Source organism: Novispirillum itersonii subsp. itersonii ATCC 12639 (assembly GCF_000381985.1).
Classification (GTDB): Bacteria; Pseudomonadota; Alphaproteobacteria; order Rhodospirillales; family Rhodospirillaceae; genus Novispirillum; species Novispirillum itersonii.
The window spans coordinates 79311-101905 of sequence record NZ_KB907349.1; the positions used below are offsets into that span (position 1 = coordinate 79311).

Here is a 22595-nt window from a genome sequence, read left to right on the forward strand (position 1 = left end):
GCTGGATCATGGCTCATTTTCATGCCCTGCGGGTGCAGAGCGTCCGCCCCGAGACCGAAGACGCGGTGTCGATCGTTTTTGAAATTCCCGCCGATCTGGCCGGGCAGTTCCGTTATGTGCCGGGGCAGTACCTGACCCTGCGCCGGGACTTTGACGGCACCGACGTGCGGCGCAGCTATTCCATCTGTTCCGGGGCGGATGACGGCGACCTGCGGGTGGCGGTCAAGGCAATCCCCGGCGGGGTGTTCTCGACCTGGGCGACCACCCAGCTGAAGGCCGGGGAGACCCTGCAGGTGATGGAACCGGCCGGGCGCTTCGGCATTACCCCGGACCCGGAACGGGCGGCGTCTTACGTTCTGTTTGCTGCCGGGTCGGGGATTACCCCGGTGCTGGCGATCCTGAAGTCCCTGCTGTCGCGGGAGCCGGGCAGCGATGTCACCCTGTTTTACGGCAACCGCAACAGCCAGAGCATCATGTTCCGTGAGGAACTGGAAGACCTGAAAAACCGCTATATGGGGCGGCTGCGGGTGTTTCATGTTCTGTCGCGGGAACGGCAGGAGGTGGATCTGTTCAATGGCCGGATCGACCGTGCCAAGGTGGCGGATCTGCTGAAGGTTCTGGTTGATGCCCCGGCGGTGGAAGGCTTTTATCTCTGCGGTCCGGAAGGAATGGTGGAGGATGTGAAGGCGGCCCTGGCCGCAGGCGGCGTTGAGCCGGGCCGGATCCATGCCGAGCTGTTCACCGCGCCGGGCGCCTCGAAAGTGGCCGGTGGCCCGACGCGGGAAGAAACCCGCCGCCGTGCCGCCGCTTCCGGCGAGGTGTCGCATGTCACCGTCATCATGGACGGTGACCGCTGGGACTTTGACATGCCGCGCGGCGATTATGTTCTGGATGCCGGTCAGGAAGCCGGTCTGGATCTGCCGTTCGCCTGCAAGGGTGGGGTCTGTGCCACCTGCCGGGCCAAGGTGGTGGAAGGGCAGGCGGTGATGGACCAGAACTGGGGGCTGGAGCCGGAAGAGGTTGAGGCAGGTTATGTGCTGACCTGCCAGACCCGTCCGGCCTCTGACCGCATGGTGGTGGATTTCGATCAGCCGTAAGGCTGCGGTCGATCCGGCGTTTTTGAGAGACCCAAGTCCCTTCGGGTGCTTCGTCATAGTGGCGGGGCACCCTTCTTTTTTATTTCTCCCGCCACCAGTGGCTGCCTCGGTGCGGGGCGGTCAGGTCCAGCCGCTCTCCCATCATTGGGGTGGTCAGGGCGATATTGTTGCTGTCCGCGAGGGCGACCACCCGTTCAAACGGGTCCTTCCAGCCGTGCAGGGCGAGAGAGAACGTACCGTTATGGATCGGCAGCAGCCAGCGCCCCTGTAGATCACGGTGGGCCTGCACCGTCTGTTCAGGGTGCATGTGAACATATGGCCAGCGCGCGTCGTAGGCCCCGGTTTCCAGCATCGTCAGGTCAAAGGGGCCGAACTGGCGCCCGATTGCGGCAAACCCGTCAAAATAACCGCTGTCACCGCTGAAAAAGATCCGGTGCAGTCCGGTGTCGATCACCCAGGAGCACCACAGGCTCCGGTTGCCGTCTTTCAGGCTGCGGCCGGAAAAATGCTGGGCCGGGGTTGCGGTCAGGCGCAGGCCACCGGTGGAGATGCCCTGTCCCCAGTCAAACTGTCTGACCGTCTCTGCCGGAATGCCCCAGCCGGTCAGGCGGTCACCGACCCCCAGCGGGCACAGGAACAGATCGGTGATCCGGGCCAGTGCTTTGACAGCCCTGCGGTCAAGATGATCGTAATGATCGTGTGACAGGATCACGCCGCGCAGGCGCGGTAAATCCGTCAGGGCCACCGGCGGGGCATGAAAGCGTTTTGGCCCCATGAACTGGACCGGAAAGGTCCGGTCACAGAACACCGGGTCGGTCAGCCACCAGCCGCCGTTCAGTTTCATCAGCACGGTGGAGTGGCCAAGGCGGTACAGGCTGTTGTCCGGTGCGTTCGCAAGGTCAGCCCGCGATAAGGGCTGCACCGGGACCGGGCGGGTGGGCCGGGTTTCCGGGGGCGGGTTGAACAGCAGGGTCCAGATCAGCTTCAGATCCGGTCCGCCGGAGGTCGCGGACGGGGGCCGGGGTGTGGTGTTGGTGAACCGGCCATCAGCCGTGCGCGGGGCGGGGTGGATCTCTGTCACGGGGCGGTCCAGTTTAAAACAAAGTCTGTTCCGCCGTATATGGGGGTGGGGGATGCTGTGGCGAAAGGGGTCAGCCGCGCCGTTCCGCCAGCAGCCGCAGGCCGAAACCGATCAGGACGGTTCCGGTGACCCCGTCCAGACCGCGCAGCACCGCCGGGCGGCGCAGCAGGGCTGACAGCGGGCGGGTTGCCAGTGTCAGGGCTGCAAACCACAGCAGACTGAGCAGGCCGTGAATGCCCGCCAGCAGGACGCTGAAGCCGACCGACGGCAGCCCTGCTGCCATCTCGGCAGGCATGAACTGCGGCAGGAAGCTGACGTAAAAGATCCCGACTTTGGGATTGAGGATATTGGTCACCAGCCCGCGCCAGAACCAGTTGACGCGGGTTACCGGGGGGCCGTCCTCTGTGGCGGGCAGACTGAGACCCCGCCGCAGGGCGGTGCGCAGCATCTGCGCCCCCAGCCACAGCAGGTAGAGTGCCCCGGCACTCTGAATCACCCTGTAGGCCAGTTCTGACACCGCCAGCACGGCCCCGAGACCGAGGGCGGCAATCAGGCCCCACGCCAGAACGCCAAGGGTGATCCCGACCCCGGCCAGCAGGGCCTGACGCGGCCCTTCAACCGCTGCGGTGCGCAGCACCAGCGCCGTATCGAGACCGGGGGTGATGGTCAGCAGTCCTGCGGCCAGTGTAAAGGCCGCAACGGCAGACAGGGGGTCCATGGCAGGTCTCCGGCAACGGTGAGGCGATGTCCGGGTGATCTGGCCGCAGAGGGGGGGAGGTTGTCAAGCGTGGGTGATCTGTCATCACAGGTCCCCCGTGCCTGTCTGCAGGATTCCGGCGGCATCGGCGCAGCGGTCATGGGCTTTGCGGATAATGCCGCAGACTGATGCACGGGACAGATGGTGGCTGTCGGCGATTTCTTTCTGGGGGATGCCGTCCATCCGGTGCAGCAGAAAAATCTGCCGGTCCCGTCCGGACAGGGTCCGCAGGGCCGAGGTAACCCGCCGCAGGCCATCGGCGGACACCAGCCGGGTTTCGGCGGTGGCGGTCTGGCAGGGGGGGGTGATGTCGGGATCATCAAGGGACGCAAACAGCGTCCGTTCCAGCGTGCAGCGGCGGCAGCGGTCAATGGCCAGATTGCTGACCATGCGGCGGATATAAGCGTCGGTGACGCCATCAGCCTCCTGCGCCGGTGTTTGCAGAAGCTTCAGGAAAACGTCCTGAACCACGTCTTCCGCCCGATAGGGGCAGCCGGTCCGGCGGCGGGCGATGCGCAGCAGGGTCGGGCGCAGGCGGGTGGCACGGTCCAGCAGCGCAACGGCAGCAGTGTTACGCGAGCGATCGGTGGCCATCATGACGTCGGAACCCGGATGCAGTCAGAACGAAGGCGTGGCTGGCGGTCCGGGACAGGCTTCGGAAGGTCATGATCTTTACATCCTGAGAGAGTGTTTAAAGTTAGGAAACTCTTATAAGGAGGAGCGTTTCCGGGCGAACTCTATGCACAGCTCCCGGAAAGATTCAATAATGAAAATCATTCTCAATCGCTGAATTATCGCGGCAATCATTCGTCAGAAAGGGGAACGATCCTTCTTCCAATGGCTTAAGACGAGGTGCCCCGGATGTCTCCGACCCTGCCCCCTGTAACCCTGTCCTCGCTGCGTTGCCGTTACCGTCTTCTGGCGGGAACCGGGATGGCTGCCCTGATGGCGCTGTCTGCCCCGGCCATGGCGCAGCAGGTCCCGGCCCAGCTTGCTCCGCTGTCGGTCACCGGGGCAGCGGTGGCATCAGAGGATGATGCCACCTCCTGGGTGGCAACAGAGGGCAGCACCGGCACCAAGACCAAAGTGCCGGTGACCGAGGTGCCGCAGGCGGTCAGCATCATTACCCAGAAAGAACTTGAGACGCGTGGCCCGACCGATCTGGAAGGGGCCGTTGCGTATACTGCCGGGGTTTATGCTGATGCCTGGGGGCAGGATGACCGCTTCCAGCAATTTGTGATCCGTGGCTTCGATCATGGGCAGCGCGGTGTCTACCGTGACGGCCTTGCTGACCGGTCCCTGACCGACTTCACGGTTGCCCGTATTGATCCGTTCATGCTGGAGCGGCTGGAGGTGTTCAAGGGATCGACCTCTACGCTGTTCGGTCTGAACAAGCCGGGCGGGATGATCAACGCCACCACCAAACGCCCGACCAGCGAGCCGCTGCACGAACTGAGCATCGGGTATGGCAGCTTTAACACTAAGCAGGCCACGGCGGATCTGGGTGGCAAGATTGATGGCACAGATTTTTCTTACCGGCTGACCGCCTTGGGGCGCGATGGGGAAACGCAGGTTAAGGACAGCGAAAATGACCGCGCTGTCTTTGCCCCGGCGATCACCTGGGCCCCCAATGACCGGACCAAGCTGACCGTTCTGTCGCAGTATCAGAAGGTGGAAAGCATGTCCCCCTTCGGTGTGCCGCAGGCGCTGGTCGGCAGGATCGGGCGGGATGTGCAGCTCGGTGATTCCAAATACGATACTTTTGAAACCGAGCAGGCCAGTATCGGCTATGAAGTGGATCACCGCTTCAATGATGCGTGGGCGGTGCATCAGGGGGCACGGTTCAATTACGTCAAGGCCGATTCTCTGGCACTGGCACTGTCAAGCTACGATTCCTCCACCGATCAGCTTGACCGCTACTATTTTGGTGTCGACGGTCAGACCCGGTCGCTGGCGCTGGACACCAACGTGACGCACGACTGGGAAGGCAAGGGCTTGAAAAATCAGGCCTTGGTCGGGGTCGATTACCGGATTGCCTCCGGGACGGAGCGGACATGGCGCGGCAACGTCGACTCCGTCTTCAATGTTTCCTCGACCGGTACCGGGGCCCCCGCAGGAACTCTGAAGAATGCGACGATTGCCGATCAATACGTTAAAGCCCGCCAGACCAGCGTCGGCCTGTACGGACAGAACCAGCTGAAAGTGGATGATCACTGGCTGCTGACCCTTGGCGGGCGTTATGATGCAGTACGGACCAGTGTTTCGGCGGTGGATTACGCCAACAGCACCAATCCGGCGGAAACCATCTCTGACGGGGCCTTCAGTGGCCGGGCCGGGGTATCGTATCTGTTCAGCAACGGCTTTGCCCCCTACGTCAGCTATTCAGAATCCTTTGACCCGGTGACGGTGGCGGCCCTGTATGGTTATAAGGACGCGGCAGGCAATCCGCTGAAGGCTGAACCGACCAAGGGGCGCCAGTACGAAGCCGGCATCAAATACGCACCGCCGTCCAGCAACACGCTGGTCACGCTGGCGGCCTATGATCTGACCCAGACCAATGTGGTTTCGTCCGATCCGGTGACCAGCCGGTACAATCAGACCGGTAAGATCAATATTCGGGGGATTGAGCTGGAAGGCCGGACGCAGGTGGTCAACGGCTTGACGGCGATGACCAGTTACACGTTCCAGCATGGAGAGATTACCAAGGACAACGACCCGCAAAAAGTCGGTGCCCGCCCGGATCTGGTGCCGCAGCACATGGTGTCCGGCTGGTTGGATTATGACCTTGGGACGGCTGTCAGTGCCCTGAGCGGTCTGTCCGTCGGCGGTGGTGGCCGTTTTGTCAGCAACACGGTCAATCTGGATGCCAGTGGCAAAAAGGCTAATAATAAAGGGTATGCCGTTTATGATGCGGCGGTCCATTATCAGGTGCAGGAAAACGTGAAGCTGTCGCTGACCGGATCAAATCTGTTCGATAAGGAATATACGACCACCTGCTATTACGGCACCTGCTATTACGGGGATGGTATGACGGTGATGTCGTCTCTGACCGTTAACTGGTAAGGCTTTGTGCCAGATCATGAAAAACCCCCCGCCGGAGAAATCCGGCGGGGGGTTTTGTCTGAGCGGGGGGATGCGTCAGACGCGGGCGGCGGCAAGGGCGGCGGACAGGTCATCCCACAGGGTTTCCACCGGCTCCAGCCCGACCGCGAGGCGGATCAGGCGTTGACTGATGCCAAAGCGGGCGAAGGGGTTGGGCACCGGTGACGGTGCGGTCGGTACCGCGACTTTCAGGGGGACCAGCAGGCTTTCCGGCCCGCCCCAGCTGACCCCCAGCCGGATATGGCGCAGCGCATTAGCAAAGCGGGGCACATCGACCGCCGGGCTGACCTCGAACGAGAACACACCGCCGAACCCGGTCAGGCTGCGGGGGCCTGTCACCGTGCGCAGGCCGGGATGGAACACCTGCTCCACATCGGGGTGGGCGGCAAGGCGGGCGGCAATCTCCAGCCCGCCGCTCATGTGCAGGGGCATCCGCAGGGGCAGGCTGCGCAGGCCCCGGGTCAGCAGAAAGGCCTCAAACGGGGACAGTTTGGCCCCGAGGTAGGGGTAGGTCAGGCCGTTAATGCGATCAATCAGATCTTTGCGGCCGACCACAACCCCGGCGACGGTATCGCTGTAGCCACCAAGATATTTGGAAGCCGCATGAATCACCAGATCAACACCATGCCGCACCGGCTGCTGATACAGGGGCGTGGCCCAGGAGTTATCGATTGCCGTGATCACCCCGTGCTCTTTTGCCAGAGCGGTCAGGGCTGACAGATCCTGTTCCTCGAACGTCAGGGTCGTGGGGTTTTCCAGATACAGCAGTTTTGCCCCCGGCAGGGCGGCGGCCACGGCATCGGGGTCGCCGCCGTCGATGTAGTCGAAGCGGACCCCCAGAGGCACCAGCAGTTTTTCGAACAGCTTGAAGGCATCGCCGTAGACGTTGCGCACCGTGACCACCCGGTCCCCGGCCTGCACGAAGGCCATCACCACGGCGGCGATGGCGGCCATACCGCTGGAGAAGGCCCGTCCGGCCTCCGCTCCTTCCAGTGCGGCGGTCAGGCTTTCAAATTCCATCACCGTCGGGTTGTCGCCCCGGCTGTACACCAGACGCGGCTCTCCGGCAAAAACCGCGGCCATATCTTCGTAGGTATCGAAGCTGAACAGCGAGGTCTGAAAGATCGGTGGCGCAGCCGCATTGGCGGCGTAGTCGGTGCGGGCGAACAGGATTTCCCGGACCTCGGTGAAATCCGGCTGCGGCAGAGAGGGGGAGAGATGGGTCATGGCATGATCCGGGGCATGAGGGGCTGTCATGAAAAAGAAGGGCGCCCTTATCCCTTCAGCCTGTCGGCATGGGTCAGCGGGCAGTTGCTGCAGTTTCCCAGTTCCGGCAGGCGGTTGCGCAGGCAACACACCGTCCGGATCCGCTGGTCTTCGACATAGGCGACCGGGCGGTACAGCGGGTTGGGGTGATCGGGGGGTAACCGTTCCTGCGCAAACAGGTCCAGCGCCGGGCGCAGGCGGGCGGCAAGGGCCGGGGCTTCCTTCGCCTGCTCGGTCAGGCCCCATTCCAGAACGTTGCCGACACTGTTCCACAGGACCCGCCGTGACAGGCGGCTGGCTTTGTGCAGGTTTTCCACCAGCGGGGCGATCACTGCTTCGAAGGCGGCGAGATCGGTTGCAAAGGCCGGTGTGGCAACGGCGATGTCAAAGCGTTCCGGCAGGGCTGTCTCGGACAGATGCATCCGCCACAACGCCGGGTCAGCGGCGGCATCGGCATCGGCGGTCAGGACGGCGATCGCCAGCGGCGGCAGCAGCACCCCGAAGAAATACTGCGCCCAGATGGATGCCAGACCCCGCCGGTCGGTGCCTTCGCTGTGCGTGGCGGCGTAACGGTCGATCAGGGCGCTGACGGCGGCGGGGTCAAGCAGGTGACAGGCCGGAATGCAGGTGTCGCTGTGGTCTGGCAGGTCTTCCGGGGTGCAGAAGCGCACGGTGCGGCAGCCGGACAGATATCCTGTCATCCGCTGTTCAAGCATCAGGGTGATCTGATCCGGCGGGATGGGTCGGGCAGGCTGCATGGCTTGGCTTACTCCCGGCTGATGAGAAGCAGGACCAGCGGCGCCCCGATCAGGGTGGCGGTCAGTCCGGCGGGGATCTGGAAGGGGAAGACCGCGACCCGGCTGATCCAGTCGGCGGCCAGCATCAGCCCGGCCCCTGACAGGGCCGCCCCTGCCAGTTGGGTGCGGGCCGACAGCAGGCCGGGCAGGCGGGCCAGATGCGGGGCCATCAGGCCGATGAAACTGAGCGGGCCGATCACCAGCGTTGCTGCAGCGGAGAGGGCGGCGGTCAGCACCAGAAGCCGCAGCCGGACCGCCTGAAGGTTCAGGCCCAGACTGCGGGCACCCTCCGGCCCGAGGGGCAGCAGATCCAGCCAGCGGATGCACAGCGGTGTCACCGCCGCCAGTGCCAGCGCGATGCCGCCGGTCAGAAGGGCATCGGGCATGTCCACCCGGTAGGTGGACCCCATGGTCCAGTTGAGCAGGGCGACAGCGCGGGGATCGCCGTCAGCGGTCAGGATTGAGGTCAAGGCGTCAAACAGGGCGCCGACGGCGATCCCGGCCAGCAGAATACGGTCGGTGCTGCCGCCGTCACGGCGGTTCAGCCACAGCAGGGCCAGCAACACCCCCAAGGCCCCCAGTGCGGCGAACCCGGTGGATGTGCCGCCGGTTGCCGCCGGGAAGGCATAGAGGCTGATCAGCATCCCCATGGCAGCGCCGGAGGTGACGCCCAGCACCTCCGGCCCGGCCAGAGGGTTGCCGGTCAGGCGTTGCAGCATGGTGCCTGCCAGCGCCAGCATCAGCCCGGCGGCGGCGGCGGCGAGAACCCGGGGCAGGCGCCATGGCAGCAGGTCGGAAAAATCATCCCCCAGCGCCAGAGTCCAGCCCTCGGCCCCGCGCCCGACCGTCAGGGCAGTCAGCACCAGAAGCAGGGTGATTCCCCCCAGTGCCAGCAGCCAGCGCCCGGGGTGACGGGTTGGCAGGCGGCTGCGGGCCGGGGTGCCGGGGGTGGTGATCTGGGCCGGATGGCTGCGCAGGGTGCGGACCAGCATCAGGATCAGCGGTGCCCCGAAAACAGCGGTGGCGGCACCGGTCGGCAGCAGATCAGGGACAAAGCGCCCGGCGACGGCGACACTCTGGTCGGTCAGTGCCAGCAGGCCGGTGGCCAGCAGCGGCGACCACAGCAGGGACTGACGCAGGGTCCGCGCCCCGGAGACATATGCCAGCGCCGGTCCGGCCAGCCCGACAAACCCCAGAACCCCGGCTTTGGCGACCACGGCGGCGGACAGGGTGACGGCCAGCGTCAGGGCGGCAAGGCGGATCAGTGTCAGCGGCACCCCCAGACTGCGGGCGGCGTCATCCCCCAGATCCAGCAGCGACAGCGGGCGCAGCAGGGCCCATGCCAGCAGGCCGCAGACCGCGACCAGCGGTGTCAGGGTCTGCGGTAAAGACCAGTCGGTCTGTACCAGTGATCCGCTGCCCCACAGAAACAGGCTGGCGAGATAGCCGTCGTTCACCAGAATCAGGGCTGCCGATACCGCCCCCGTATACAGGGTGATGATCAGCCCGGAGAGGATCAGCGGCATCGGGTCCAGCCGTCGCCGCCAGCTTAGGGCCAGCACTGCCGCGACGGCTGCCGCCGATCCGGCGAAAGCGACAGCGAAGCGTCCTTCGGTCAGCAGGCCAGGGGCAAACAGCAGCGCCAGCGCCAGCGCCAGCTGCGCCCCGCCTGCGGCCCCGACAGTATCCGGTGACGCCAGCCGGTTGCGCAGAATATGCTGAAACAGGGCCCCGGACAGGCCAAGGGCATAGCCGCAGATCACCGCCGAGACCAGACGGGGCACGGCCCCCTGCCAGAGCAGGATCTCCGCTAGCGGGCGGCTGTCTTCCAGCAGGGGGTGCAGGGCAAGGCTGCCCATTCCGGCGGTGGCGGTGAACAGCAGCAGGCACAGCAGGGCAGGCCGCAGGGGGGGCGGGACACGCAGGGTCATCGGGGCACCAGTGCATCAGCAAGCAGGGTGGCGAACCGGGCAGAGGACGGCAGCATGCCAAACATCAGCACCGGCGGCAGAACGTGGACCCGCCGGGCCTGCACGAACGGCAGGGCGTTCCACAGCGGGCTTTGGGTCAGCCCGGTTTCAAAATCCGGGGGCAGCGGGCGCAGGGTGACAAAGCTGCTGTCTCCGGCCCCGGCCAGCCGGTCGGCACCGACGGCAGAAAATCCCCAGTCAGAGACCGGATCGGTCCAGCCGTTCCGCAGCCCCAGCCGCATCAGCAGATCACCGTACAGGCTGCCCTGACCGAACACCCACAGGTGATGGGCATCGGCGACAGCCGCCACCAGAACCGGCGGCGGCGGGGCGGCGGAAAAGCGGGCCCGGCTGTCGGCCAGCGTGGCGTCAGTGCGGAGGATCAGGGCTTCGGCCTCGGCCTCGCGTCCGACCAGCCTGCCCAGTGTCCGGGTTGCTTCCTGCGCGGCGGCGTAGGGCTGACCGACCCCCTGATGGACACTCAGGGTCAGGGTCGGGGCAATGCGCCGCAGCAGCGGCTCCAGCCCGCTCTGGAACGGAATCAGGATGATCAGGTCCGGTTTCAGGCTGCGGATCAGTTCCAGATTCGGTTCAAACCGTGATCCCAGATTGACGGTGCCGGGCGGGAGGGGCGGATCCGCCACCCAGTCCGCATAGCCTTTGATATCCGGCACCCCGACCGGCGGGGCCCCCAGGGCGACCAGCGTTTCCGCCACCCCCCAGTCAAGGGTGATGACCCGCCGGGCCGGTGCGGAAAAGCCGTCTGCCCCGGCCGAGTTTCCCCAGCCGGAGCAGATCAGGATGCACAGAAAGGCCAGCAGATGCCGCATGTTATTCAGCGGCAATCTGCAGGGCAGCGCTTTGGGTGCTGGCCCATTCCACCATGGATGGCGGCAGGGTCAGGTCAAAATGCTTCCGGCCAAGGAGCGCATTGACGATTTCCGCCGAGCGCCACGCGGCGATCGACAGCTGCGGGTCGACAATGCCGTGGCTGTGGCGGCTGGCGTTCAGGGCAAACAGACGGTTCGCCGCCGGACCGTCCCACTCCACCGAATAATCGCGGTTCAGGCGGTACTGACCGCTGTCGGTGCGGCGGATCCGGTCGGCCAGCGGGGCGAGGCACTCCGGCATGATGGTGTGATAGCCGGTGGCGAGGATCACCACATCGGCGGTGAAAATATCGGTGCCGCCGTCAAAGGCGTTGTCGGTGTGCAGGCGGTACTGACCGTTGGTGTGGTCCATGGCGGTCAGGGTGCGGTTGGGCAGCAGGCGCAGGCGGACCGGATGACCGTCCAGATGTTTCAGCTCGTACAGGCGGCGGTAAATCGCTTTCAGGGTCGACAGCGATGCCCCGTCACTGGCCAGTTTCTGCTGGGCCAGTTTTTCGCCCTTCCGCGCGGCAGGCAGCCCGTGGAACAGGTCGCTGTAGGTCGGGGAGAAATATTCGTTGGTGAAGGGTGAGGCGTCGATCGGCTCGAAGGTCGGGCGGCGGCTGATCCACACCACTTCATCTTCGGCGGTCATCTCACGGTTCAGCAGGGCCTGAAACACCTCGCATCCCGACTGGCCGCCGCCGATGATGGCGATACGGCGGGCCGACAGAATCCCGGGGTTCAGGGCAATCTGGCTGGCGTGAATGCAGGTCGGGCCGAGGTGACGGCGGGTGCAGTCGGGTGCCCACGGGGTGGTGCCGACCCCGACGGACAGGCTGCGCGAGCGCCGGCTGACGCTGCTGCCGTCCGGCGTGGTCATCCGCAGGGTGAAAGCACCGTCCTCAAAGCGGACCTCCTGCACGTCATGGCCAAAATTCAGGGACCGCAGACCGTTGGCCACCCATTTGAAGTACCCTGCGGTTTCCTTGCGGTAAACGGCGTCAAACTCGCAGTTCAGGAAGGCATAAAAGCGCTTCTGGCTGACCAGATAGGACAGGAATGACCACGGATTGGTGGGATCAGCGGCGGAGACCAGATCCTTCAGGTAGGAATTCTGCAGCTCGACGCCGGGCAGCATCATACCGGGATGCCATGAAAACGTGGTCCGGCGGTCGAAGAAGGCGGCGGACACCTCCGGCAGGCGGTCGAGATGGGCGGCGACACTCAGGGTGAACGGGCCGCAGCCGATACCCGCCAGATCAAGCAGGGAAGAGGCAGACATTGCGGAGATCCTTTTTGAGACGGTGTCAGGAGAGAGACGAATGGCGGGGGCTGTGGTTCAGTATTCCCCGCCGCCGGGGCCTTAGCGGCCTTTTGCAGCCAGTTCTGCCGCCACCGCGTCAAGGCAGCGGGCAAAGCGGCTGTGGAAAGCGGTCATGCCGACGATGTGCAGGTGTGTGGTACCGTGAATGATTTCGGCGGGCGGGGTCAGCGACGAATAGCGCCGCCAGTCAATCAGGTTCAGGCCCCGGTGCAGGGTGTCCCCGGCGGCGAAAGAGCGGATCGGCACCTCGTGCGGGGTCAGGCTGTGGCTGCGGAAGATCAGCGCATTGTCGATCAGCACCCAGAACATATGTTCCGTGCTGCCGACTGCCGGGCCATCCAGCGGCAGGTCATAGGGGCTGTTGAGGACGAAGGACAGGAACTGGTCCCATGTCAGGGGATCCATCACCGCAAACAGTTTTTCCCACTCCGCCCGCATGGCGGTTCTGGTCAGCCAGTCACGGACCCGGGCTTCCACCGCGTCCCGCTGACCGGGGGCGAAGGTGGGCACGGCCCCGATGGCAAAGTCAGTATCCATGTCGCAGACGTCGATCATGCCGATCATCCGCACATCAACCTCACCCTTCAGCTGGCAGGCGGCCTCGTAGGCCAGCAGGCCACCCCATGACCAGCCGAGGAAGGTGACCGGCTGCCCTTTGCTGTGACGACGGATGTAGTCAGCGTAGCGGGCGGTTATGTCCGCAACCGAAACGTTCTGCTTCTTATCATCGGCCAGCGTGTAGCAGATGAAGCCGGTGGCGGGCTGATCAGGCCCGAGGTAGTCGATCAGTTTCAGATATTCGCGGGTTGAGACCAGCAGCCCGGGGAAGCAGTACAGCATTGGCCGGGTGCCGCCGGAACGCAGGATGATCACATCCTGATGACGGTCGGAGGTGTCCGAGGTCAGCAGGGCAGACAGGCCGCGCACGGTCGGATGATTGAACAGATCGACAATCGCCATGTCGCAGTTCGGCAGGCGGCGGCGCACCTGCGCCAGAACTTTCAGGGCCAGAATCGAGCTGCCGCCAAGACGGAAGAAGTTTTCATCAAGGCCGACGCTGTCTAACCCCAGCACTTCGGCCAGAATCTCGCACAGGGTCTGTTGCAGCGGGGTTTCCGGCGGGGTCAGGACCCGTTCGGTACGCTGTGGCGCGGGCAGGGCCCTGCGGTCCAGCTTGCTGTTGGCGGTCAGCGGCAGGGCGGGCAGGCTGACAACGGCAGCGGGCACCATGTAATCGGGCAGGGTGCGGGTGACGGCCAGCCGGACCGCATCGGCATCCACGGTGTGTCCGGCGGCGGCGACCACATAGGCGACCAGCATCGGATCTCCGAGGTCATCCCGCAGGATGGTGACGGCCTCGCCCACTTCCGGCAGGGCCTTGAGGGCGGAGTCAATTTCGCCCAGCTCAATCCGGTAGCCGCGCAGCTTGATCTGCTGATCGGCCCGGCCGAGGAAGTCAATGGCCCCGTCTTCGCGCCAGCGGGCCAGATCGCCGGTACGGTACATCCGTTCGCTGTCCGGGTGCAGCAGGTCGGGCAGAAAACGGGCGGCGGTCTGATCCGGCAGGCCGACATAGCCACGGGCGACCCCGTCACCGCCGATGTACAGTTCGCCCGGCACTCCCACCGGCACCGGCAACCCCTGCGGATCAAGGATGTAGGCCCGGCGCAGGCCGACCGGGCGGCCGATCGGGGTGCACAGTCCGTCAAAGGCGGTGCCGGCCGGTACTTTCCAGACCATCGGCGTCATCACCGTTTCAGTCGGGCCGTAGCCGTTGATCAGCGTTTTTGCCTTCAGGGCACGGGTGATCAGCTGGAAGGTGGCCGGGGCCATTGCCTCGCCCCCGAACGAATACAGCCGGGCGTCGGGGGCCTCTCCGGTCAGGTCGGCCCATTCCGCCAGCTGGTGTACATAGCTGGTCGGCAGGCTGGCATTGGTGACACCGTGGCGGCGCATCAGATCCAGCGCTTCCTCCGGGGCCAGCAGCGGGCGATGCGGCAGAACGATACTGCCCCCCAGCATCAGCGGCACCATCCAGCGTTCATGCCCGCCGTCAGAGCTGAACGGCAGGACCGGCAGTTCCCGGCTATTGCCGTCCATCTCGTAAATGCGGGCGGTGCTGTCCAGATGACGGGCCAGAACCCCGTGTTCCACGGCGACCCCCTTCGGGGCCCCGGTGGAGCCGGAGGTATACATGACATAGGCCAGCGAGGACGGATCGACCGGAACCGGGTCCGGCTGATCCGTTTCGTCTGCGATATCATCCAGACAGACCAGCGGCAGGTCGGCATTGGCCGGGTCTTTCTGGTTCGGGTCTTTTGGCAGGCGGGACCGCCAGCGGTCTTCCGTCACCACGGCGGCAACACGGGCATCCCGCAGAATGTGGTGATTACGGCTGTCGGGATGATCGGGGTCCAGCGGGATATAGGCCCCCCCGGCGCGCAGGACGCCGAGAATGGCGGCAATGGCTTCCGGCGAACGACGCAGCAGGATGGCGACGCAGTGTTCCGGGCCGATGCCGATCCGCCGCAGCCGGGCGGCGATACGGGCGGCGAGGGTGTCAAGCTCGCCCCTGCTGACGCTGCGGTCGTCAAACAGCACGGCGGTTTCTGCCGGGTTGGCTTTGGCGTGGGCGTGGATGCGCTGATGGACCGGGGTTTCGTCCCGGGGCTCCGTGCCGTCATAGGGGGCCCCCAGACGCCGCACCTCGTCGTCGGTCAGCAGGGGCAGCAGGCCCGGTTGGGTGCTGGCCTCACCGATCAGCGCGTCCAGCAGCAGCAGCAGATGGTCCATCGACCGTTCCAGCAGGCGCGGATCATGATCATCTTCGGCGGCATTCAGGGTCAGCAGCAGGCTGCCATCGGGCAGATCGGCCCCGGTCAGCAGCACAGAGGCATCACTGCGGGGCAGGCTGACCCGCCGGACCATCGGGGTTGCAGGCAGGGGCAGATGTTCGATCAGTGTATGCAGCAGGGCGGATCCGTCTTCCCCGTTTTCCTGCCACAGATCCTGTGCCAGCCGGTCAAAGGGGGCGGCATGGGTCAGGGCCTCCTGCCGGATGGCGGTGACCGTTGCGATAATATCGTCGGCGGTCTGCTGCGGAGACAGTGGCAGGCAAAGCGGGGTAATGGTTTCTGCATGGCACAGGGCGGGGTCGGTCGGGGCGCGCAGGCTGCTGATAATTCCGACGGAAACCTGCCACCCGGCACCGTAACGGGCAATCAGCAGGGCCATGGCGGCGGCAAGCAGGCCGTCAACCCCCAGACCGGTTTCGCGGCCCCGGCGGTGAACGCGGCCTGCGGTGGCGGCGGGTAGGGTCCGGCTGTGGTTGCTGCGGGTTTCCTGCGGCGGCGATACCGGCACCGGGCGTACCGGCAGGCGCAGGGCGGGCGGTTCATCCGGGTTCAGGCGTGGCCGCCAGTATGTCAGCGCATCAGCATAGGCTGGCGGCGGGCCGCTTTCCACCGCCACCGCCGGATCGCCGCCGAGTACCGTCAGCGTATGCTGGTCCGCCAGCAGCGGATGGATCACCAGCAGCAGGGCCGGGGGATGATAGGGGTGGGTGATGACCACCGCCCGCACCGGCGGCTGATCCGGCAGGCGGACCGGGCGGCGGACCTGTGCGGCAATGGCCGCCTCACGGTCTTCGGTGGCGGTCAGGGACAGGGTGGACAGAGGGATCTCCTGCTGTCCGGGAAACAGATCCAGCTTTCCCCCGGCGGACACCTGAACCCGGGTTGCCAGCACCGGATGACGGGCGGACAGAGCAGTCAGGCAAGCCGCTGCGGTATCGGCGCTTTCCAGCGGCAGCAGCAGGGCGGGAACCCCGGCAACGGCATCCTGCCCGATCTGGCACAGCGCCCAGATCCGGCGTTGGGCGGCAGTCGGCGGCAGCGGGCCGGAGACGGCGGGGGCAGACGACATCGGGTCGGCAGCGGTCTGATGAGTCATGGCGGGGTCTCTGCAAAACAGGAGTATCGCTATTGCGACTTAATCTCGTTTTGTCGAACGACCGGCAGGGCCCGAAATTCAGTGAAAAAAGAAAAGAAAATGCCGCGCCGGTTTCGGTTGAACCGATGAGAGGGTCATTCGTCACAGGAGGGAGACGCATTCCTCCCATTCTGATCAGCGGAGACTGTTTATGACCACCCTTCCGACCCTGCCCGCGCCGGGCGTCGTTTTTTCCAGCCTTGACTGCACCGGCGGCGGGGTCAGCATCACAACGGTTGCCCCGGCGCTGCTGGAAGTGTCGCAGGAGGGGAAAGTGCTGTGCCGGGTAACGGTGGAAAGCCTGTCCCCTGCCGTGTGCCGCCTGACCCCGTCGGTTGTCGGTGAGGTGCCGGGCGGATATCCGCTGTGTCTGGCCCTGATGGGGGCGGCGGAAGTGGTGTCTTCCGCCACGCCGGAGCTGGATACGGTCCTGTTTCCGGCGACGGTCGCGGAGTTGCCGACCCTGACCGAGGCCGCCGACTATATTCTGGAAAGCGGCTGCGCCGTGCAGGACGGAAACCTGATTTCCGTCTCCGTAGAGCTGTTCTGGTAGGTGTCATCGCTGTGGACCGCCCCGCACATGCACCATCCGCATCAGATCCGGCGGGTGATGACCGGCGCCATCCGTCATCCGCTGCGCCGGGCCAAGGTGCCGGGCGAACAGTACCGCCGTTTTATTCCGTGGCTGGAGCAGTCGCTGACCTTCAGCCTGATCGATCCCGTCGCCGACCTTGAGACCTTCCACACATGGATGAACGATCCCCGTGTGAATGCCATCTGGGATGAGGCCGGTGATCTTGATAAGCACGCCACCTATGTGGCAGACCGGCTGGCGGACCCGCATGTCACCCCGTTGATCGGCCGGATCGGGGACCGCCCCTTCGGCTACTTTGAAGTCTACTGGGCGAAAGAAAACCGCATTGCCCCGTATTACGACTGCGAGGATTTTGACCGTGGCTGGCATGTGCTGATCGGGGATGAAAACTGCCGGGGCCGGGACTATGTCACCGCCTGGCTGCCGTCACTGATGCACTACATCTTTCTGGATGACCTGCGGACCCAGCGGATTGTCGGCGAACCGGCCGCCAGCCATGCCCAGCAGCTGAACAACCTGTCGCGCGGCGGTTTTGCGCTGATGAAGGAATTTAATTTCCCGCATAAGCGGGCGATGCTGGTGATGCTGCTGCGGGAACGGTTCTTCGAAAACCGGAAGTGGTCGGCCCATCTCGCGGCTGCCCCGGCAGCGCAGGCGGCGGAGTAAGGCGATGGCCCGGCTTGCCCGCTTCGCGGAACCGGCTGATCTGGCCGATCCGCGCCTGAAGCGCCTGATCCTGACCCTTGCCCTGCCCTCGGTGGCCGGGCTGCTGATCAACGCGCTGTACCATGTGGTTAATGCTGCCTTTGTCGGGGGGCTTGGGACCCCGGCGGTGGCGGCAATCAGCCTGACCCTGCCGGTATTTTCACTGGTGGCCGCGCTGGGGGAAGGGATTGGCGTCGGCGTTGCGGCCAATGTCGGCCGGTTGCTGGGCGAAGGACGCAGCGGGCAGGCCGGGGCGATTGCCAGCACCGGTCTGATTCTGGCAACCGTAATCGGGCTGCTGGTGACCGGGGCGTTGCTGCTGGCACAGGGGCCGGTGATCACCCTGCTGGGCGGCGGCGGAGAGACCGAGCCGCTGGCGCGGATCTATATCAGCATTCTGGCCTTTACCTGTGTGCTGACCCTGATCCAGATCGTCTGTGACTTTATCGCCATTGCTGAAGGGAACAGCCGTTTCAGCATGTATACCCTGCTGGGATCGTTTGCGGTGAACATCGCCCTCGACCCTCTGCTGATTTATACCCTTGAAATGGGGATCGCCGGGGCCGCGTGGGCGACCATTCTGGCCAAGGGTGTGGCGCTGGGCGCCTATGCCGTTTACTTCGCCCGGCGCTGGGGGGTGGTGCAGGTGCATACCCGCCTGATCCGCTGGCGGCGGCGGGTGACCGGGCCGATCCTTGCCATCGGGATGCCAACCACGGCGGCCAGCATTCTGACGGCTGTCAGCTTCGCTATCCTGTATCACATGGCCGGGCGATACGGCGGGGAAAGCGCCGTGGCTGCAATCGGCATTGCGGCCCGGGTGGTTCTGCTGGGGTACTTCCCGATCATCGGCTTCTGCCTTGGGGCGCAGGCAGTGATCAGCTATAGCCACGGGGCCGGGGATTATCGCCGTCTGCGGGATGGTGTCCGGTTCATGCTGCTGGTGACGACGGCTTTTGCGGCTGTGTTCTCTGCCGTCATGCTGTTGTGGCCGCAGGCTGTGGTCAGCCTGTTCAGCGATGATGCCGGGGTACAGGCACAGGGGGCGTCGGCGCTGGTGGCCTTCCATCTGTTCTTCCTGCTGGCGGGGCTGGAATGTGTGCTGCTGGTGCTGTTGCAGTCCCTTGGCAAAGGCAGGCTGTCTGCCGTGGTGGCGCTGGCGCAGCGGGGGTATCTGTTGCTGCCGCTGCTGCTGGCCCTGCCGTTGGTGTGGGGTATGCAGGGGGTCATCGCCGGTCCGGCGGTGGCGGCCGGTCTGGCCGGGCTGATCGTGGTGCCGATGTTCCTGTGGCAGATGCGGACGCTGAAAGCACAGGGGTAACAAAGAGAGCCGGGGCTGTCTGTGATCAGGCGGCCCCGGTTTTTTCAGGTCTGTTCAAACACAATCGCGGTCCCGAAGGCGATATCCGGGCTGATGGTCAGGGTATCCGCTGTTGCGTGGAAGGGGATGTCTGCTTTCTGCAGCAGCGCGGCGGTGGCCGACAGGGACGGGACCTGCACCGCGAATCCGGTCAGGCGCGGAGTTTCCCCCGCCCCGGTGGACGAGGCGATGATCCGCCCGCCCCGCAGGGGGACGGTGACGGACCCGTCTGTCCCGGTGTCGGCGGTTGAGCGTCCGAAGGTTGACAGGAAAGCGGCGTGCGCCTGTGGCCGGGGCGTGGTCAGCGTGACGGCAGTGATATTCTCTCCGCCGTTGGCATGGATCTGGAATGACGGGTTCCAGAAATTTTCGGGAAAATGCTGCTGGCAGACAAAATAGCCTGCCTCCGGGGCCAGCGGGTCGGCGGCAAAGGCCAGCGTAAAGGCCACATGTGTCGGCGTTCCGTCCGGGCGGACGCCCTTGCGTTCAAAGAAAAACGGCTGAAAGGCCCCGATCCCGGCGGCGGCAAAGGCTGCTGCGTCGCCGGTTGCGTCTTCGCTGTCCAGAACCAGCATCGGGAAGCCTTCCCGCCGGATCAGGGAATCGCGGACAAAGGCCCCGAAACTGAAAACACCGTCGCCATGCGGGGGAATCAGTGCCGGGTCATCGCCGGTGGTGATCAGCTCAATGAAGGAGGAACGGAACTGGACGAGGCGGTTTTCCGTCCCCCATGGGTGGCGGTTACGGGCCCCGACCTGAAAGCCGAGGCGGCGGTAAAAGTCTGCGGCACTGTCAAGGTCCCGCACGGCAACCACAAGATGATCTATCCGGCGCATAAAGCTGCTCCTTCCCGGGGTGGTGGGCTGCTATCCGGGAAGAACTGTAGCGCGATAAAGGATTTAGACAATATTCTCTTGAGGATCGTCTCTTCAGGGCCGTCCTTCAGGTCCCGAACAGCACCACGGGGCTGGCGTGATGGGGGTGGGGGATGATGTGGGTGGTGACCCCATAGACATCCTCAAGGATTCCGCTGCCGAGCACCGCTTCAGGCGTATCGTCGATCTGCAGCTGCCCCTTTTTCAGCACGGCGAGCCGGTCGCAGTAACGGACTGCCAGATTGATGTCATGCAGCACCATCACCACGCCAAGGTTCAGGCTGTGGGCCAGATCCTGCACGAGGGCCAGCGTATTGATCTGGTGGGCTATATCCAGTGCCGAGATCGGCTCGTCGAGCAGCAGGTAACGGCTTTTCTGGGCCAGCAGCAGGGCCAGCCAGATCCGTTGCCGTTCGCCGCCGGACAGGGTGGCGACCATGCGGTCGGCCAGCGTGTGGGTGCCGGTCAACGTCAGGGCCTCTTCCACCGCCGCCTGATCTTCGGCACCGAACCGACCGAGGGCACCATGCCACGGATAACGCCCCAACCTGACCAGATCGCGCCCCGACAGACCGGGCGTCAGCGGCAGGTTTTGCGGCATATAGGCCAGAAGGCGGGCAAAAGCCCGGCTGTCGAGGCCGGTGGCATCCTGTCCGTCGATTCTGATCTGTCCGGAGGCCGGAGGCAGATGCCGGGCCATCACTTTCAGGGCGGTGGATTTGCCGGATCCGTTGTGACCGATCAGGCCGACCACGGTGCCGGGGGCAACTGTCAGGGACAGCGGATGCAGCAGGGGGCTCCGGTCATGTATCACACTGATACCGTCGGCCTCGAACATCAGATACCTCAAAACCAGCGGGGAGATCGGCTGCCGGAAGGGACTCGCAGGGGGCGGGTAAACTTCCGGCATGCACTTTCACAACGGATGGAGGCAGGAAAAATTCAGTCAAAAAATGCCGGGTGGATGCTTTTTTCCGGTGGCCTGCAAAAAAAAAGCACAGCGGATCCGTCATGTATTTTGACAACGTATTGATTTGCAATAATTCTCACTATATGAAATCAATTTTCCATATTGAGATTCATCAAGGCTGCAGGTAACGTCTGCCCATCGAATAAAAGACCCGGACAGGTCCCGGTTTCCCCGCTGTCAGCGCTGGAAAAGAGGATCGTATCGGGCGGCTTCATGCATCTGACTCCGGCCCGTTGCACGCTGTGACGGCACCGGTTGACCATGGGAGATCCCACAATGACCAGCCTGCGTCCGCGGCTGCTGGCGGCTGCCAGCCTGTCTGTCGCCCTGACCTTTGCCGGAACCCTGATGACGGGGACTGTTCTGGCGGCCCCGACCGGGGTGATGACCGTTGCCACCATCGGCGAGCCGCCGTCGCTGGACCCGATGAGCACCACCGCCGATCTGGTCGGCACCATCACCCAGCACGTCTTTGAGACCCTGTATGCCTTTGATGCCAACTGGACCCTGAAGCCCCTGCTGGCAGCCGGGGAGCCGGTGGTGACCGATGAAGGCAAGGTGTGGACCATTCCGCTGCGCAGTGGCGTCAAGTTCCACGATGGTTCGGCAATGGGCGGCGAGGATGTTCTGGCTTCGGTCAAGCGCTGGCTGGCGGTGTCTCCGCGCGGGAAGACCGTGGCGGCGGTGCTGGAAGAAGTGTCGGTCGTCGATGGCAAGGCCCTGCGGTTTACCCTGAAGAAGCCGTTTGCCCCGCTGGGGTCGCTGCTGGCCTTCAACAATGGTGCCGCGGTGATGATGCCGAAGGCGCAGGCTGAAGCCGAAGGCCCGCTGAAGACCTTTATCGGGACTGGCCCGTTCCGGCTGGTGGAGCATAAGCCCGATCAGTACATCCGTCTGGAGGCCTTTGCGGACTACGCGTCTCCGGCAGGGGAGGCGTCCGGTTATGCCGGGAAGCGTGAGGCTAAAGTAGCGGAGCTGCGCTTTGTACCGACCCCCAACGCGGTGACGCGTCTGGAAGGGGCGCTGTCGGGGCAGTTCCTGTATTCTGATGCTTTGCCGACCGAGATGAAGGCCCGCATCAACGGCAAGCCCGGCGTCAAGCCGGTTGTGGTCAAACCGTTCGCCTGGCCGTTCATGATCATGAACAATAAGGAAGGCAGTCTGGCCAACGCCACCCTGCGCCGTGCGATCCAGAGCGCACTGGCCCCGGAAGATATGCTGATGGCCGCCTTTGGCGACCCGGAGTTTTTTGCCGTCAACGGACCGTTCTACGGCAAGGGTGCGGCGCTGGCCAGCACCAAGGGCGCGGAAACATTCGGCGCTGCTGACGCTGCCAAGGCCAAGGTGCTGGCCAAGGGGGCAGGGTATAAGGGTGAGCCGATCCGGATCATGACCTCTACCCAGTATGACTTCCTGTATAAGATGAGTCTGGTTGCCCAGCAGCAGCTTGAGGACGCCGGATTCAAGGTTGACCTGCAGGTGCTGGACTGGGCGACGCTGGTGCAGCGCCGCAATGATCCCAAGCAGTGGGATGCGCTGTTCACCTATCATACCTTTGTGCCGGAACCGTCGCTGATCACCATCATGAATCCGGCCTATGCCGGGTGGTGGGACACCCCGGAGAAAGCGGCGGCGCTGGACGCCTTTAATTCTGACGCCAATCCGTCCACCCGGGCCGTGCTGTGGGGCAATCTGCAGGATGTGTTCTTCAAGCAGGCCCCGACCCTGAAAATCGGCGAGTTCTACAGCCTTGCCGCCACCAGCGAAAAGGTTGAGGGACTCAACCCGGCCCCGTGGCCGTATTTCTGGAATGTCAGCGTGAAATAAATCCTCC

Annotated in this window: 18 protein-coding genes; 6 read left to right on the forward strand and 12 right to left on the reverse strand. The window is 64.5% G+C overall.

The genetic code is table 11. The features are described from left to right. The first annotated feature begins 8 nt into the window (after positions 1-8). The gene (gene paaE, locus G365_RS0116380) at positions 9-1097 is read left to right on the forward strand and encodes a 1,2-phenylacetyl-CoA epoxidase subunit PaaE (RefSeq protein WP_019646619.1); all 1089 of its coding nucleotides are present in this window, start codon (positions 9-11) and stop codon (positions 1095-1097) included. Between the two features lie 79 nt (positions 1098-1176). Here paaE and G365_RS0116385 read toward each other — a convergent pair whose 3' ends face one another. The 3 genes from G365_RS0116385 to G365_RS22045 form a co-directional block, all read right to left on the reverse strand. After that, the gene (locus G365_RS0116385; protein ID WP_019646620.1) at positions 1177-2178 is read right to left on the reverse strand and encodes an MBL fold metallo-hydrolase; all 1002 of its coding nucleotides are present in this window, start codon (positions 2176-2178) and stop codon (positions 1177-1179) included. A 70-nt stretch (positions 2179-2248) separates the two neighbouring features. Next, complete coding sequence (locus tag G365_RS0116390) at positions 2249-2896, reverse strand: LysE family translocator (protein ID WP_019646621.1); 648 nt, start codon at positions 2894-2896, stop codon at positions 2249-2251. Positions 2897-2980: 84 nt separating this feature from the next. Further along, positions 2981-3532: a sigma-70 family RNA polymerase sigma factor gene (locus G365_RS22045; protein ID WP_019646622.1), complete on the reverse strand. Its 552-nt coding sequence runs from the start codon at positions 3530-3532 to the stop codon at positions 2981-2983. A 264-nt stretch (positions 3533-3796) separates the two neighbouring features. Between G365_RS22045 and G365_RS22050 the strand changes: the two genes are divergently transcribed. Then, positions 3797-5998, forward strand: a complete 2202-nt coding sequence (locus tag G365_RS22050; RefSeq protein WP_051089916.1) for a TonB-dependent siderophore receptor — start codon at positions 3797-3799, stop codon at positions 5996-5998. Between the two features lie 75 nt (positions 5999-6073). Here the strand turns inward: G365_RS22050 and G365_RS0116410 are convergent, their stop codons facing one another. From G365_RS0116410 to G365_RS22060, 6 genes are all read right to left on the reverse strand, one after another. After that, positions 6074-7264: a PLP-dependent transferase gene (locus tag G365_RS0116410; protein WP_043742791.1), complete on the reverse strand. Its 1191-nt coding sequence runs from the start codon at positions 7262-7264 to the stop codon at positions 6074-6076. Positions 7265-7311: 47 nt separating this feature from the next. Then, entirely contained in the window at positions 7312-8061 is a 750-nt protein-coding gene (gene fhuF, locus G365_RS0116415) for a siderophore-iron reductase FhuF (protein ID WP_019646626.1), read from the reverse strand. An 8-nt stretch (positions 8062-8069) separates the two neighbouring features. Continuing rightward, positions 8070-10031 carry a Fe(3+)-hydroxamate ABC transporter permease FhuB gene (gene fhuB / locus G365_RS22055; RefSeq protein WP_019646627.1) on the reverse strand — a complete coding sequence of 654 codons (1962 nt, stop codon included), beginning with the start codon at positions 10029-10031 and terminating at the stop codon, positions 8070-8072. Next, a complete protein-coding gene (locus G365_RS0116425; RefSeq protein WP_019646628.1) occupies positions 10028-10900 on the reverse strand; it encodes an iron-siderophore ABC transporter substrate-binding protein in 873 nt (290 codons plus the stop codon). Before G365_RS0116425 ends, fhuB begins: the two co-directional genes overlap by 4 nt. Position 10901: 1 nt before the next feature. Beyond that, complete coding sequence (locus G365_RS0116430; RefSeq protein WP_019646629.1) at positions 10902-12224, reverse strand: lysine N(6)-hydroxylase/L-ornithine N(5)-oxygenase family protein; 1323 nt, start codon at positions 12222-12224, stop codon at positions 10902-10904. A gap of 81 nt (positions 12225-12305) precedes the next feature. Further along, positions 12306-16217 carry a non-ribosomal peptide synthetase gene (locus G365_RS22060; protein ID WP_019646630.1) on the reverse strand — a complete coding sequence of 1304 codons (3912 nt, stop codon included), beginning with the start codon at positions 16215-16217 and terminating at the stop codon, positions 12306-12308. A 190-nt stretch (positions 16218-16407) separates the two neighbouring features. Here G365_RS22060 and G365_RS23180 point away from each other — a divergent pair, with 190 nt between their 5' ends. From G365_RS23180 to G365_RS0116445, 3 genes are read left to right on the forward strand one after another with little or no spacing between them, the layout of a single operon-like run. Continuing rightward, positions 16408-16809 (forward strand): hypothetical protein, encoded by a 402-nt coding sequence (locus tag G365_RS23180; RefSeq protein ID WP_019646631.1) that lies wholly within the window; start codon positions 16408-16410, stop codon positions 16807-16809. A gap of 27 nt (positions 16810-16836) precedes the next feature. Further along, positions 16837-17517 (forward strand): GNAT family N-acetyltransferase, encoded by a 681-nt coding sequence (locus G365_RS22065; protein ID WP_019646632.1) that lies wholly within the window; start codon positions 16837-16839, stop codon positions 17515-17517. Positions 17518-17521: 4 nt separating this feature from the next. Then, positions 17522-18877 carry an MATE family efflux transporter gene (locus tag G365_RS0116445; RefSeq protein ID WP_019646633.1) on the forward strand — a complete coding sequence of 452 codons (1356 nt, stop codon included), beginning with the start codon at positions 17522-17524 and terminating at the stop codon, positions 18875-18877. A gap of 44 nt (positions 18878-18921) precedes the next feature. On the opposite strand, the gene G365_RS23185 is transcribed toward G365_RS0116445, so the two are convergent. The 3 genes from G365_RS23185 to G365_RS24510 form a co-directional block, all read right to left on the reverse strand. Further along, positions 18922-19752, reverse strand: a complete 831-nt coding sequence (locus G365_RS23185) for a VOC family protein (RefSeq protein WP_019646634.1) — start codon at positions 19750-19752, stop codon at positions 18922-18924. A 106-nt stretch (positions 19753-19858) separates the two neighbouring features. Further along, positions 19859-20629 carry an ABC transporter ATP-binding protein gene (locus G365_RS0116455; RefSeq protein WP_019646635.1) on the reverse strand — a complete coding sequence of 257 codons (771 nt, stop codon included), beginning with the start codon at positions 20627-20629 and terminating at the stop codon, positions 19859-19861. 221 nt (positions 20630-20850) lie between these two features. Beyond that, positions 20851-20976 (reverse strand): hypothetical protein, encoded by a 126-nt coding sequence (locus G365_RS24510; protein ID WP_281164088.1) that lies wholly within the window; start codon positions 20974-20976, stop codon positions 20851-20853. A gap of 61 nt (positions 20977-21037) precedes the next feature. Between G365_RS24510 and G365_RS0116460 the strand changes: the two genes are divergently transcribed. Continuing rightward, the gene (locus G365_RS0116460; RefSeq protein WP_019646636.1) at positions 21038-22588 is read left to right on the forward strand and encodes an ABC transporter substrate-binding protein; all 1551 of its coding nucleotides are present in this window, start codon (positions 21038-21040) and stop codon (positions 22586-22588) included. The last annotated feature ends 7 nt before the right edge of the window (positions 22589-22595 follow it).

Excerpts from the sequence above, each read along its gene's own strand:
- paaE (WP_019646619.1), top strand. The coding sequence starts at position 9 with ATGGCTCATTTTCATGCCCTGCGGGTGCAGAGCGTCCGCCCCGAGACC.
- G365_RS0116390 (WP_019646621.1), bottom strand. The coding sequence starts at position 2,896 with ATGGACCCCCTGTCTGCCGTTGCGGCCTTTACACTGGCCGCAGGACTG.
- G365_RS22045 (WP_019646622.1), bottom strand. The coding sequence starts at position 3,532 with ATGATGGCCACCGATCGCTCGCGTAACACTGCTGCCGTTGCGCTGCTG.
- G365_RS22050 (WP_051089916.1), top strand. The coding sequence starts at position 3,797 with ATGTCTCCGACCCTGCCCCCTGTAACCCTGTCCTCGCTGCGTTGCCGT.
- G365_RS0116410 (WP_043742791.1), bottom strand. The coding sequence starts at position 7,264 with ATGACCCATCTCTCCCCCTCTCTGCCGCAGCCGGATTTCACCGAGGTC.
- fhuF (WP_019646626.1), bottom strand. The coding sequence starts at position 8,061 with ATGCAGCCTGCCCGACCCATCCCGCCGGATCAGATCACCCTGATGCTT.
- fhuB (WP_019646627.1), bottom strand. The coding sequence starts at position 10,031 with ATGACCCTGCGTGTCCCGCCCCCCCTGCGGCCTGCCCTGCTGTGCCTG.
- G365_RS0116425 (WP_019646628.1), bottom strand. The coding sequence starts at position 10,900 with ATGCGGCATCTGCTGGCCTTTCTGTGCATCCTGATCTGCTCCGGCTGG.
- G365_RS0116430 (WP_019646629.1), bottom strand. The coding sequence starts at position 12,224 with ATGTCTGCCTCTTCCCTGCTTGATCTGGCGGGTATCGGCTGCGGCCCG.
- G365_RS22060 (WP_019646630.1), bottom strand. The coding sequence starts at position 16,217 with ATGACTCATCAGACCGCTGCCGACCCGATGTCGTCTGCCCCCGCCGTC.
- G365_RS23180 (WP_019646631.1), top strand. The coding sequence starts at position 16,408 with ATGACCACCCTTCCGACCCTGCCCGCGCCGGGCGTCGTTTTTTCCAGC.
- G365_RS22065 (WP_019646632.1), top strand. The coding sequence starts at position 16,837 with ATGCACCATCCGCATCAGATCCGGCGGGTGATGACCGGCGCCATCCGT.
- G365_RS0116445 (WP_019646633.1), top strand. The coding sequence starts at position 17,522 with ATGGCCCGGCTTGCCCGCTTCGCGGAACCGGCTGATCTGGCCGATCCG.
- G365_RS23185 (WP_019646634.1), bottom strand. The coding sequence starts at position 19,752 with ATGCGCCGGATAGATCATCTTGTGGTTGCCGTGCGGGACCTTGACAGT.
- G365_RS0116455 (WP_019646635.1), bottom strand. The coding sequence starts at position 20,629 with ATGTTCGAGGCCGACGGTATCAGTGTGATACATGACCGGAGCCCCCTG.
- G365_RS24510 (WP_281164088.1), bottom strand. The coding sequence starts at position 20,976 with ATGAAGCCGCCCGATACGATCCTCTTTTCCAGCGCTGACAGCGGGGAA.
- G365_RS0116460 (WP_019646636.1), top strand. The coding sequence starts at position 21,038 with ATGACCAGCCTGCGTCCGCGGCTGCTGGCGGCTGCCAGCCTGTCTGTC.